General features: G+C 63.4%; 10 protein-coding genes and 1 pseudogene. 8 read left to right on the top strand and 3 right to left on the bottom strand.

What is annotated here, in order from left to right; genetic code table 11:
- Positions 1-198 precede the first annotated feature (198 nt).
- From dnaQ to CAG18_RS04725, 3 genes are read right to left on the bottom strand one after another with little or no spacing between them, the layout of a single operon-like run.
- A complete protein-coding gene (gene dnaQ, locus CAG18_RS04735; protein ID WP_054572487.1) occupies positions 199-957 on the bottom strand; it encodes a DNA polymerase III subunit epsilon in 759 nt (252 codons plus the stop codon).
- A 51-nt stretch (positions 958-1008) separates the two neighbouring features.
- Positions 1009-1455, bottom strand: a complete 447-nt coding sequence (rnhA, locus tag CAG18_RS04730) for a ribonuclease HI (RefSeq protein ID WP_003261021.1) — start codon at positions 1453-1455, stop codon at positions 1009-1011.
- 13 nt (positions 1456-1468) lie between these two features.
- Positions 1469-2242 carry a class I SAM-dependent methyltransferase gene (locus CAG18_RS04725; RefSeq protein ID WP_085720487.1) on the bottom strand — a complete coding sequence of 258 codons (774 nt, stop codon included), beginning with the start codon at positions 2240-2242 and terminating at the stop codon, positions 1469-1471.
- A gap of 85 nt (positions 2243-2327) precedes the next feature.
- Between CAG18_RS04725 and gloB the strand changes: the two genes are divergently transcribed.
- The 8 genes and pseudogenes from gloB to CAG18_RS26130 all read left to right on the top strand — a co-directional run.
- Positions 2328-3107 carry a hydroxyacylglutathione hydrolase gene (gene gloB, locus CAG18_RS04720; protein ID WP_085720486.1) on the top strand — a complete coding sequence of 260 codons (780 nt, stop codon included), beginning with the start codon at positions 2328-2330 and terminating at the stop codon, positions 3105-3107.
- A 100-nt stretch (positions 3108-3207) separates the two neighbouring features.
- On the top strand, positions 3208-4638 hold the full coding sequence (locus tag CAG18_RS04715) for a lytic transglycosylase domain-containing protein (protein WP_085720485.1): 1431 nt from the start codon (positions 3208-3210) through the stop codon (positions 4636-4638).
- A 279-nt stretch (positions 4639-4917) separates the two neighbouring features.
- On the top strand, positions 4918-6747 hold the full coding sequence (locus CAG18_RS04705; RefSeq protein WP_024087409.1) for an extracellular solute-binding protein: 1830 nt from the start codon (positions 4918-4920) through the stop codon (positions 6745-6747).
- On the top strand, positions 6744-8579 hold the full coding sequence (locus tag CAG18_RS04700; protein ID WP_085720483.1) for an extracellular solute-binding protein: 1836 nt from the start codon (positions 6744-6746) through the stop codon (positions 8577-8579). Before CAG18_RS04705 ends, CAG18_RS04700 begins: the two co-directional genes overlap by 4 nt.
- A gap of 1 nt (position 8580) precedes the next feature.
- Positions 8581-9654, top strand: coding sequence for a microcin C ABC transporter permease YejB (locus CAG18_RS04695; protein WP_009686399.1), 1074 nt, complete (start codon positions 8581-8583; stop codon positions 9652-9654).
- 1 nt (position 9655) lies between these two features.
- A complete protein-coding gene (locus tag CAG18_RS04690) occupies positions 9656-10675 on the top strand; it encodes an ABC transporter permease (RefSeq protein WP_013973404.1) in 1020 nt (339 codons plus the stop codon).
- A gap of 1 nt (position 10676) precedes the next feature.
- Entirely contained in the window at positions 10677-12290 is a 1614-nt protein-coding gene (locus CAG18_RS04685) for an ABC transporter ATP-binding protein (RefSeq protein WP_085720482.1), read from the top strand.
- 527 nt (positions 12291-12817) lie between these two features.
- A pseudogene (locus CAG18_RS26130) lies at positions 12818-12959 on the top strand (DUF3077 domain-containing protein); the annotation flags it as partial.
- Positions 12960-12986: the final 27 nt, after the last annotated feature.

The raw sequence follows: 12986 nt of genomic DNA, 5'->3' as shown, positions 1-12986 counted from the left end.
ATCGCCTTCAAGACATGCGCAGGATCTGTAGGAGCAGCCTTGTGCTGCGAAGAGGCCATTTCTGCTGAAGAAGATCTGTTGCCCTACCGGCCTCTTCGCAGCACAAGGCTGCTCCTACAGGTACATCACCGGCTTCGGAACTTGTGATGAACCTGTGGGAGCGGGTTCACCCGCGAAAGGGCCGGAGCAGGCGAAAGATCAGCCAGCAGGTGTCTCGGTCAGAGCCTGCCACATGGATGGCCCACCCGCCGACTTGGCAATGGCCGCCAGGCGCTCGGCATGCGCTTCCAGCTCTTCGGCACTGGCCATGATCACTCGCCCTGGCACACGCCCGGTAATACGGCGAATCTCGCTGCCACCAGCACCCGACCCTTCATCCTCGGCTTCTGCCCCATGCGCGGCCAGCGACAGGCTGGTCTGGCCACCGGTCATTGCCAGGTAGACGTCAGCCAGCAATTCCGAGTCGAGCAATGCGCCGTGCAGCTCACGGCCCGAGTTGTCGATATCGTAGCGTTTGCACAGGGCATCCAGGCTGTTGCGCTGCCCCGGGTGGCGCGCGCGCGCCAGCAGCAGGGTGTCGAGGATGGTGCAGTGCTGCGAAATGTCCGCGCGGTCCTGCTGGCCCAGCAAGGCAAATTCGTTGTTGATGAAGCCAACGTCGAACGCCGCGTTGTGGATGACCAGCGTGGCGCCCTGGATGAACTCGAAGAACTCCTCTGCGACATCGCCAAAGCGTGGCTTGCCGATCAGGAAGGCATCGGTGATGCCGTGGACGTTGATGGCGCCCTCGTCACTCTCGCGGTCTGGCTGCAGGTAGACGTGGAAGTGCCGCCCGGTCAGGCGCCGGCCGATGACCTCGACACAGCCGATCTCGATGATCCGGTGGCCTTCGCTGACCGGCATACCCGTGGTTTCGGTATCGAGAATGACGAACCGTTTATCTTGCTGCTGCTCCACGCGGGGCGCTCCAACTTGCATCAGTTACAAAGGCCGGAATTGTACCCCAGCTCAACGCTTGGCGCGCACCTCATCGACCCCACGGTTGGCCAGCTGGTCGGCGCGTTCGTTTCCGGGGTGGCCGATATGCCCGCGCACCCACTTCCAGGTCACCTTGTGGCGGTTGACCTGCTCATCCAGCTGCTGCCACAGGTCGGCGTTCTTCACCGGCTCCTTGGCCGCGGTTTTCCAGCCGCGCTTCTTCCAGTTGGTCATCCATTCGTTGATGCCCTTCATCACGTACTGCGAGTCGGTGGTCAGCACCACTTCGCATTCGCGCTTCAGCGCCATCAAGCCCTGGATCGCGGCCATCAGTTCCATGCGGTTGTTGGTGGTTTCGCGTTCGCCGCCCCACAGTTCCTTCTCGACGCCCTTGTAGATCATAAGGACGCCCCAGCCGCCAGGGCCAGGGTTGCCCTTGCAGGCACCATCGGTAAACATCTCGACGCTTTCGCTCATGTACCACTCATGTTCAGTGCTTTTCAGTATCCGGGTTGGCCGCCGTGCGGTTGACCTTGGCAAGTGGCAGCGGCAGCAGCTTGCCCATCGGCTCGCGACGCTCCTGGCGCAACGGCCGCAGGCCCACCACCATCTTGCGCGCTACCAGCAGGTACACCCCGCCACCGGAACTCTGCCAGCCGCCAGCCACCCGTTCCCAGCCCGCCAGGCGCTGCTGCCAGGCCGGTGAGGCAAGCGGCGGACGATAGCACCCGAAGCGGCGTTTCTCCAGCGCGAAGCCCAGCAGGTTGAGCCAGTCGCCCACCCGTGACGGCGAGATGCAACGGGCCTTGCGCAGGGCGCCGTGGCTGAAGAAATGGCGCATGCCCCAGCTGCTCCAGGGGTTGATCCCGACGATCAGCAGGTGCCCGCCAGGGCGCACCGCGCTGGCCGCCTCGCGCAGCAGGCCGTGAGGCGAAAGGCAGAAATCCAGGCCATGCTGCAGCACCACCACGTCGGCGGCGTGCTCGCTCAGCGGCCAGGCCTGCTCCTCGCAAACAATCTCCACCCCCGGCAGCGGTGCACCGAGGCGCACGTTGCGCTGCACCTGGGGCGCGCTGGGCGGTGGCTCGGCGCAGGGCCCGTAGTGCACAAGGTAACCCCCGAAGAAGCGCCCGAGCTCTTCTTCCAGCAGTTTTTCCTCCTCCCTGAGCATCAGTTGGCCGAGTGGGCCGTTGAACCACTCACGGGCCAGGCTGATCAGCTTGACCCAGTCCGGGTCGGCCTGGGCAAAGGCTTGGTCGTTCATTGCGCTCTCCCTCGAAGGTTCTCGCACCGCGCCATCGCGGATAAGATGCCTTCATGTGCCACGCTAGGCGAATCGGATCCGCACCATGATACAGATCGATGCTCTCCCCGCTTTCTCCGACAACTACATCTGGTTGTTACAGGATACTGCCAAACGCCGCTGCGCGGTGGTCGATCCGGGTGACGCCGGCCCAGTGGAACGCTGGCTGTCGGCCAACCCCGGCTGGGTGCTGAGTGACATCCTGGTCACCCACCACCACAACGACCACGTCGGCGGCGTGGAAAGGCTCAAGCAGCTGACCGGCGCCCGGGTCTGTGGCCCGGCCCACGAGCGCATCCCCTGCCGTGACCTGGCGCTGGACGAAGGTGACCAGGTGACCGTGCTGGACGTGACCTTCCAGGTGCTGGCCGTGCCCGGCCATACCCTGGGGCACATCGCCTTGTTCAGCGACCAGCCGGCAACGCCGGTGCTGTTCAGTGGCGACACGCTGTTCGCCGCCGGTTGCGGGCGCATGTTCGAAGGCACTCCCGAACAGATGCAGCCAGCCCTCGCCCGCCTGGCAGCCCTGCCAGAGCAGACCGAGGTGTACTGCGCCCACGAATACACCCTGAGCAACCTGCGTTTCGCCAAGGCGGTGGAACCCGAGAACCCGCACGTTCAGCAGCGGTTCGAGGACGTTACCCGTTTGCGTGCCGAAAATCGCATCACATTGCCATCAACGATCGGTCTGGAGCGCCTGACCAACCCCTTCCTGCGCACCTCTGAAACATTAGTTAAACAAAAAGCAGACGAATGGAAGGGACATTCAAACCCCTCGCATGTCGCTGTTTTTGCTGCCTTGAGGTCTTGGAAGGACACCTTCTGATAACCTCAAGATATATCGCAAGCGATGGTCAAAGGTTGACCAGGCCCGGAGCGGTTTCTAGAATCGCCGAAATTTTTCGCCCGGAAACCTGTGTCAGCCGATGTCTTCACGTAGCCGCAGAACCTCTCATTCCGTCGCCCTGACGCGCCTGGCACAAATCAGTGCGCTGGCCCTGGCCGCCACTTTGGTGGGCTGCCAGAGCACCCGTCAGCTCGACGAATCCGATAGCGTTCGCGCGCACAACTACCAGGCGCGGATCAAGCACAAGCCTTCACCACTGCTGGTAAAGCCGGCCGAACAGGCACCGCAGGACGTGTGGGAACGCATGCGCCAGGGCTTCGCCCTGCAGGACAACATCGACGTCAACCCGCGCATCGAGCAGCAGCGCCTGTGGTTCGCCAGCAATCCAAGCTTCATCGAAAGCGCCGGTGAGCGTGGCAGCCTCTACCTGCACTACATCGTCGAGCGCCTCGAAGAACGCGACATGCCGCTGGAGCTGGCCCTGCTGCCAGCCATCGAAAGCGCCTACAACCCGATGGCCTACTCGCGCGCCCATGCCGCGGGCATGTGGCAGTTCATTCCGTCCACCGGTCGTCACTTCAACCTGCGCCAGACCAACTTCTACGATGGCCGTCGCGACGTGACCGCCTCGACCAACGCCGCACTGGACTACCTCAGCCGCCTGCACGACATGTTCAACGGCGACTGGTTGCTGGCCCTGGCTGCCTACAACGCCGGCGAAGGCACGGTCAGCCGCGCCATCGAGCGCAACGAGCGGCTCGGCCTGCCCACCGACTACTGGAACCTGCCGCTGCCGCAGGAAACCCGCGACTACGTGCCCAAGCTGTTGGCCCTGTCGCAGGTGGTACTCACGCCGCAAGCCTATGGCGTGAACCTGAACCCGATCGCCAACGAACCCTACTTCGAGGCGGTGGCCATCAACGACCGCCTGGACCTGTCACGGGTAGCGGCCTTCGCCAACATCGACGAGGACGAGCTGATCCAGCTCAACCCGGCATTCAAGAAGCGCATGACCGTGGACGGCCCGCAGCAGCTGCTGGTACCCACTGCCAAGGCGCAGCTGCTGAGCGACAGCCTGTCCAACCTCAAACCCGAGCAGCTGGTCAGCCTGCAGCCGAACAAGGCCGTGTTCGCCCGCGCCGTGGCCGAAGCCAAGGCCCCAGTGGCGGCGCGCAGCTACCGGGTCAAGCGCGGCGACAACCTGGGCGCCATCGCCAAGGCCAACCGCGTTTCGGTCAAGGACATCAAGCGCTGGAACCGTCTCTCCGACAACAACGTGCGCGCTGGCCAGGTCCTGGCCCTGCGCGGCGGCAGCGCGCCGAGCGCTGCTGGCAATCGGGTAGCCGCCTCCGGGCAGCGCTCCACGCAGTACAAGGTACGCAAAGGCGATTCGCTGTACCTGGTGGCCAAGCGCTTCAACGTGGAAATGAAACACCTCAAGCGCTGGAACCCGCGCAGCGGCCATGCCCTGAAGCCAGGCCAGACCCTGACCGTCTACCTCTCGCATTGATACGAAGCCCGGGGCCTTTGCGCGGCCCTGTGGGAGCGGCCTTGTGCCGCGAAAGGGGCGCGAAGCGGCCCCAGGATTTCAGCTTCGCCGCGTAAACTGCCGGGGCTGCCATGCAGCCCTTTCGCGACGCAAGGCCGCTCCCACAGGTATCGCGTCACCCGCAGCGACCGGCAACTGGCTGAACCACTCGCCCCACCTTCAAAACCTCTCTTTTTCCAACCCCACCAAGCTGTTACTGTACCCCGATCAAAGCCCAACGCCTCTGGATCGGATGCCGACTTGATACGTCCCCTCCTGCTGTCTCTCAGCCTGGCCTTGAGCTTTCCCGCAGCCGCGATGGTGAGCGAAAGCCACGGATACGCGCAGTTCGGCACGCTCAAGTACCCAGCCACATTCACCCATTTCGACTGGGTCAACCCGCAAGCGCCCAAGGGCGGCACCTTGCGGGCGATGGCTTTCGGAACCTTCGACACCCTCAACCCCTACACCTTCAAGGGGTCGAGCCCGATTACCACGCCCAATTTCCAGCAGTACGGCATCAGCGAGCTGAACGAGCCGCTGATGGTCGGCACCGGCCAGTACGACCCGTCCGGCGACGAACCGACCTCCAGCTACGGCCTGATCGCCCGCTCGGTGGAGTACAGCGAGGACCGCAGCTGGGTGGTGTTCAACCTGCGCCCGGAGGCCCGCTGGCATGACGGCAAGCCGATCACCTCGGCAGACGTGGCCTTCTCCTACCGCACGCTGCTCAAGGATGGCCACCCGATCTACCGCACCAACCTGCAGGAAGTGCAGCGGGTGGACATCCTTGGCCCGCTGCGCATCCGCTTCGTGTTCAAGCGCGCCGGCAACCCGCTGCTGATCCTGCGCCTGGGCGAAATGCCGGTGCTGCCCAAGCACTACTGGCAAAAGCGTGACTTCAAGGCCACCACCTTCGAGCCTCCACTGGGCAGCGGCCCTTACCGCATCACCCAGGTCCAGCCTGGGCGCCGGTTGGTGTTCGAACGGGTAAAGAACTACTGGGGCAAGGACCTGGCGGTGAACCGTGGCAAGTACAACTTCAACCGCGTGGAATACGAGTTCTACCGCGACGCCACGGTCGCCTTCGAAGCATTCAAGGCCGGCGAGTTCGACATCTATATCGAGCACCAGGCGAAGAACTGGGCCAACGGCTACAACTTCCCGGCCGTGCGCCGGGGCGAGGTGATCAAGGCGCAGATCCCGCACCGCATCCCCACGCAAACCCAGGGCCTGTTCATGAACAGCCGCCGGGCCACCTTCAGCGACCCACGGGTACGCCAGGCGCTGGGGCTGATGCTCGACTTCGAGTGGACCAACCGCGCGCTGTTCAGCGGCGCCTACCGCCGCTCGACCAGCTACTATCCCAACAGCGAATTCGCCGCCACCGGCCTGCCCACCGGCAAGGAATGGCTGTTGCTGGCACCGTTTCGTGACCAGTTGCCGGCCAGCCTGTTCAGCGAACCTTACAAGGTCAGCCATACCGATGGCCGTGGCATCAACCGCCAGACCCTGCGCCAAGCCCTCGGCCTGCTCGCCGAGGCCGGCTGGAAGCTGAACGGCCAACGCCTGGTCGACAGCAAGGGCCAGCAGCTGCGCATGGAACTGCTGCTGGTAAACCCCAACCTTGAACGCATCCTGCAACCTTATGTCGAAAACCTGGCCAGCATCGGCATCGATGCGCGCTTGCGTACCGTGGACCGCGCCCAGTACAAACAACGCCTGGACCAGTTCGATTTCGACATGATTCTGATGACCCTGAACCAGACCCTGAGCCCGGGCCTCGAACAGTGGCTGTACTTCCACTCCAGCCAGGCAACCACCAAGGGCAGCAAGAACTATGCTGGGGTCAAGGACCCGGTGGTCGACCATCTGCTCGACACCCTGCTGGCCGCCCGCACCCGCGATGACCAGGTCGCCGCCGCCCGCGCCCTGGACCGCGTGCTCTCATGGCAGTACTACATGATCCCCAACTGGTACCTCGACAATCATCGCCTGGCCTACCGCAACCGGTTCGCCTTCGTCACCACGCCGCCCTACACCCTTGGGCTGAACAGCTGGTGGATCAAGACTTCGGAGAAAGCCCAATGACGCCAACGCACCGACTGCGCCGGTTGGCCGGCAGCCTGTTGCTTGCCTGCCTGAGCCTTCCCGCCCTGGCCGCACCGCAACACGCGCTCACCCTGTACGACGAGCCCCCAAAATACCCCGTCGACTTCAAGCACTTCGCCTACGTCAACCCTGACGCACCCAAGGGTGGCACCTTCCGCCAGTCCAGCTTCGGCGGCTTCGACAGCCTCAACCCGTTCATCAACAAGGGTGTGCCGGCCGAGAACATCGGCAGCATCTACGACACCCTGATGCGCCAAAGCCAGGACGAGCCGTTCACCGAGTACGGCCTGGTGGCCGGCAAGATCGAAAAAGCCCCGGACAACAGCTGGGTGCGCTTCTACCTGCGCCCCGAGGCACGCTTCCACGACGGCCACCCGATGCGCGCCGACGACGTGGTGTTCACCTTCAATGCCCTGATCAAGGACGGCGCGCCGCTGTACCGCCAGTACTATGCCGACGTCGCTGAAGTAGTCGCCGAAGACCCGCTGACGGTGCTGTTCACCTTCAAGCACAAGAACAACCGCGAGCTGCCGCTGATTCTCGGCCAGCTGCCGGTACTGCCCAAGCACTGGTACGAAAGCCGCGAGTTCAACCGCGGCAACCTGGAAATCCCGCTTGGCAGCGGCCCTTACAAGGTTGCCGAGGTCAAGGCCGGGCGCTCGGTGCGCTACGAGCGGGTCAAGGACTACTGGGCCAAGGACCTGCCGATCAACCGCGGCTTCTACAACTTCGACGTGATGACCTTCGACTCCTACCGCGACACCACTGTCGCCCTGGAAGCACTCAAGGCCGGTGCGTTCGACTATGCGCTGGAAGTCAGCGCGAAGAACTGGGCCACCGCCTACAACGTACCCGCCGTGCGCGATGGCCGCCTGATCAAGGAAGAGTTGCCCAACGGCAACCCCACGGGCATGCAGGGCTTCATCTTCAACATCCGCCGACCGGTGTTCCAGGACGTGCGCGTGCGCCAGGCGCTGAGCCTGCTGCTGGACTACGAGTGGACCAACAAGCAGCTGTTCAACGGCGCCTACACCCGCACCGGCAGCTACTTCGAAAACTCGGAAATGGCCGCCCGCGGCCTGCCCAGCCCCAGCGAACTGAAAATCCTCGAACCGCTACGTGGCAAGATCCCCGAGCAGGTATTCAGCGAAGCCTTCCGCAACCCGGTCAGTGACGGCAGCGGCATGATCCGCGAGCAGCAGCGCCAGGCCTACAAGCTGCTGCAGGAAGCCGGCTGGAAAATCGTCGACGACAAGATGGTCGACGCCCAAGGCAAGCCGGTGAGCATCGAGTTCCTGCTGGCACAGACCGAGTTCGAACGCATCCTGCTGCCGTTCAAGCGCAACCTCGCCGACCTTGGCATCGACCTGAACATCCGCCGGGTCGACGTGTCCCAGTACATCACCCGCCTGCGCTCGCGCGACTACGACATGATCGTCGGTGGCTACCCGCAGTCCAACTCGCCGGGTAACGAGCAGCGCGAGTTCTGGTCCAGTGCCGCCGCCGACAACCCCGGCAGCCGCAACTTCATCGGCTTGCGCGACCCTGCCATCGACCAACTGGTGGAACAGCTGATCAATGCCGATTCGCGGCAGAGCCTGATCGACCACTGCCGGGCCCTCGACCGCGTGCTGCTGTGGGGCTACTACGTGATCCCCAACTGGCACATCAAGACCTGGCGCGTGGCCTACTGGAACCACATCGGCCACCCGGACGTCTCGCCCAAGTACGACATCGGCATCGACACCTGGTGGATCAAGCCCGGCGTAACCCCAGCCGTCAGCGAAACCACTGCGGACGAGGCCGAATAACATGCTGGCCTACATCCTGCGCCGCCTGCTGCTGATCATCCCGACCCTGTTCGGCATCCTGATCATCAACTTCATCATCGTCCAGGCCGCCCCCGGCGGCCCGGTCGAGCAGATGATCGCCAAGCTCGAAGGTTTCGAAGGCGCCACCAGCCGCATTGCCGGTGGCGGTGCCGAAGTGTCCGTGGCCGGCTCCAACTACCGGGGCGCCCAAGGCCTGGACCCGGCACTGATCGCCGAGATCGAACGCATGTACGGCTTCGACAAGTCGCCGCCCGAGCGCCTGTGGATCATGATCAAGAACTACGCCCGGCTGGACTTCGGCGACAGCTTCTTCCGCGATGCCAAGGTCATCGACCTGATCATCGAGAAGATGCCTGTGTCGATTTCGCTGGGGCTGTGGAGCACGCTGATCATGTACCTGGTGTCGATCCCGCTGGGCATCGCCAAGGCCGTGCGCCACGGCAGCCATTTCGACGTGTGGACCAGTTCGGCGATCATCGTCGGCTACGCCATCCCGGCGTTCCTGTTCGCCATCCTGCTGATCGTGCTGTTCGCCGGCGGCAGCTACTTCGACTGGTTCCCGCTGCGCGGCCTCACCTCCAACAACTTTGACGAGCTGAGCACCACCGGCAAGGTGCTGGACTACTTCTGGCACCTGGTGCTGCCGATCACCGCGCTGGTCATCGGCAACTTCGCCACCATGACCTTGCTGACCAAGAACAGCTTCCTCGACGAGATCAACAAGCAATACGTGGTCACCGCCAAGGCCAAGGGCCTGAGCCGACCACGGGTGCTCTACGGCCATGTGTTCCGTAATGCCATGCTGCTGGTGATTGCCGGTTTCCCTTCGGCGTTCATCGGCATCTTCTTCACCGGTTCCTTGCTGATCGAAGTGATCTTCAGCCTCGACGGCCTCGGCCTGATGAGTTTCGAGGCGGCCATCAACCGTGACTACCCGGTGGTCTTCGGCACCCTGTTCATCTTCACCCTGCTGGGGCTGGTGGTGAAACTGATCGGCGACCTGACCTACACCCTGGTCGATCCACGCATCGACTTCGCCAGCCGGGAGCACTGACATGGCCTTGTCCCCCCTCAACCGCCGGCGCTTCGAGCGCTTCAAGGCCAACCGCCGTGGCTGGTGGTCGCTGTGGCTGTTCCTGATTCTGTTCGGCCTGAGCCTGGGCGCCGAACTGATCGCCAACGACAAGCCGATTGCCGTGCGCTACGACGGCGAATGGTACTTCCCTGCATTCAAGCGCTACCCGGAAACCACCTTCGGCGGCGAATTCCCGCTGGAAGCCAACTACAAGAGCCCGTACATCCGCGAACTGCTGGAGAAGAAAGACAGCTTCGTGCTGTGGGCACCGATCCCGTTCAGCTACCAGAGCATCAACTACGACCTGCGCGTACCCGCCCCGGCCCCACCGTCGGCGGACAACTGGCTGGGCACCGATGACCAGGGCCGCGACGTGCTGGCACGGGTGATCTACGGCTTCCGCATTTCCGTGCTGTTCGCCCTGACGCTGACCCTGCTCAGTTCCATCGTCGGCGTGATCGCCGGCGCCTTGCAGGGCTTCTATGGCGGCTGGGTCGACCTGGCCGGGCAACGTTTTCTGGAAGTCTGGTCGGGCCTGCCGGTGCTGTACCTGCTGATCATCCTCGCCAGCTTCGTGCAGCCCAACTTCTGGTGGTTGCTGGGCATCATGCTGCTGTTCTCGTGGATGAGCCTGGTGGACGTGGTGCGCGCCGAGTTCCTGCGCGGGCGTAACCTGGAATACGTGCGCGCAGCCCGCGCGCTGGGGATGCGCAATGGCGCGATCATGTACCGGCACATCCTGCCCAACGCCATGATCTCGACCATGACCTTCATGCCGTTCATTCTCACCGGCGCCATCGGCACCCTCACCGCCCTGGACTTCCTCGGCTTCGGCCTGCCGCCGGGCGCACCATCGCTGGGCGAACTGGTGGCCCAGGGCAAGTCCAACCTGCAGGCCCCATGGCTGGGCATCAGCGCCTTCGCCGTGCTGGCGCTGATGCTGAGCCTGCTGGTATTCATCGGCGAATCCGCCCGCGATGCCTTCGACCCGAGGAAGTGACATGAGTGAACAGAACCTGATCGAAGTGCGCGACCTGGCGGTGGAGTTCGTCACCGGTGACCAGGCCCACCGCGTTGTGAACGGCATCAGCTTCGACATCCGCAAGGGTGAGACGCTGGCACTGGTGGGCGAGAGTGGCTCGGGCAAATCGGTCACCGCGCATTCGCTCCTGCGCCTGCTGCCCTACCCCCTGGCCCGCCACCCCAGCGGCAGCATCCGCTACGAGGGCAAGGACCTGCTGCAGCAGAACGAGAAGACCATGCAGCGCATTCGCGGCAACCGCATTGCAATGATCTTCCAGGAGCCGATGACCTCGCTGAACCCGTTGCACTGCATCGAGAAGCAGATCAACGAAATCCTCCTGCTGCACAAGGGCCTGACCGGCAAGGAGGCCACGGCGCGCACCCTGGAGCTGCTGGAGATGGTCGGCATTCCCGAGCCACGCAAGCGCCTGAAGGCCCTGCCCCATGAGCTGTCGGGCGGGCAGCGCCAGCGGGTGATGATCGCCATGGCCCTGGCCAACGAGCCGGAACTGCTGATTGCGGATGAGCCGACCACGGCGCTGGACGTGACTGTGCAGTTGAAGATTCTCGAACTGCTCAAGGAACTGCAGGCGCGTCTGGGCATGGCCCTGCTGCTGATCAGCCATGACCTGAACCTGGTGCGACGCATCGCCCACCGTGTGTGCGTGATGCAGCACGGGCAGATTGTCGAGCAGGCCGAATGCGCCAGGCTGTTCAGCGCACCGCAGCACCACTACACGCAGATGCTGATCAATGCCGAACCCAGCGGGCTGCCGGCGCACAACCCGGTGGGCGCGCCATTGCTGGAGGTGGATGACCTGAAGGTGTGGTTCCCGATCAAGAAGGGCCTGCTACGGCGCACGGTCGACCATGTGAAGGCGGTGGACGGGATCAACTTCAGCTTGCCGCAAGGGCAGACGCTGGGGATTGTCGGCGAGTCCGGGTCGGGCAAGTCGACTTTGGGCCTGGCGATCTTGCGGCTGATCTCCAGCCAGGGCGGCATTCGCTTTCATGGGCAGAACCTGGAAGGGCTGAACCAGAAGGCCGTGCGCCCGTTGCGGCGCGAGATGCAGGTAGTGTTCCAGGACCCGTTCGGCAGCCTGAGCCCACGCATGTGCGTGGAGGATATCGTCGGTGAAGGGTTGCGCATTCACCGCATTGGCACGGCGCAGGAACAGGAAGCAGCGATTATTGCGGCCCTGGAGGAAGTCGGGCTGGACCCACGCACACGGCATCGCTATCCGCACGAGTTTTCCGGTGGGCAGCGCCAGCGCATTGCCATTGCCCGGGCGTTGGTGTTGAAGCCGGCGCTGATCCTGCTGGATGAACCTACGTCGGCGCTGGACCGCACGGTGCAGCGGCAGGTGGTGGAGTTGCTGCGCAATCTGCAGCAGAAATACAACCTGACCTACCTGTTCATCAGCCATGACCTGGCGGTGGTCAAGGCATTGAGCCACCAGTTGATGGTGATCAAGCATGGGCATGTGGTGGAGCAAGGGGATGCACAGGCGATCTTCCATGCGCCGCAGCATCCGTATACCCGGCAGTTGCTGGAGGCGGCGTTCTTGGAAGTTGAGGCAGGTTCGCCTTAAGTTTTGTAGAGTCCTCAAGATCGAGCGCCGCCCGCGCGGCGCTTCGCGGGTGTTCGTCTTGACACTTTCTGCGCCTGTGAGACCGAGCGCCGCCCGCGCGGCGCTTCGCGGGACAAGCCCGCTCCCACATTTGTTGCAACGTGGCCATGCCTGTGAAAGAGGCGTTGTTAGCCTTGGTGCAAGGCTTGAGGTAAGTGGGGCGGCAGCAGTGCCAACTCAGAAATCCAGGCAGCCCACCAAAGTTGGCCACCATGGCCTGACAGGTTCGGCACGTTGCAACAAATGTGGGAGCGGGCTTGTCCCGCGAAGCGCCGCGCGGGCGGCGCTCGATCTACGCAACACCGCAAAAACCAAGGCAGGCACCTCGCTGCCCTGACGCAATCGGGCGCAGAACACCTGATATGTCGGATTTAACCCCTTCCCTGTAGGATCTCCACAGGCCTTGAGGTAGACGCAGTACCTGTGGGAGCGGGTTCACCCGCGAAAGGGCCCGTCCGGGCAGTCGAGAATTTTCAAGGGATTCAAAAATGACCACAGAAGACACGCAATTCACTGTCGGTAAAACCACGTTCTACCAAGGCGAAAACGGCACCCACCCCATTGTTCCGCATCGAGCCCGGCATCCCCTGCCGCGACGCCCGCGAGCAATCTTCAGAGCTGATGGGCTATAAAGCCATCATCAAATTTTCTGACAAC

The sequence above is a fragment of the Pseudomonas sp. B22(2017) genome, assembly GCF_002113105.1.
In the GTDB taxonomy this organism is placed as follows: domain Bacteria; phylum Pseudomonadota; class Gammaproteobacteria; order Pseudomonadales; family Pseudomonadaceae; genus Aquipseudomonas; species Aquipseudomonas asiatica.
The sequence above is the reverse complement of the archived record's forward strand: the minus strand, read 5'-3'. Positions and strand labels throughout refer to the sequence as shown.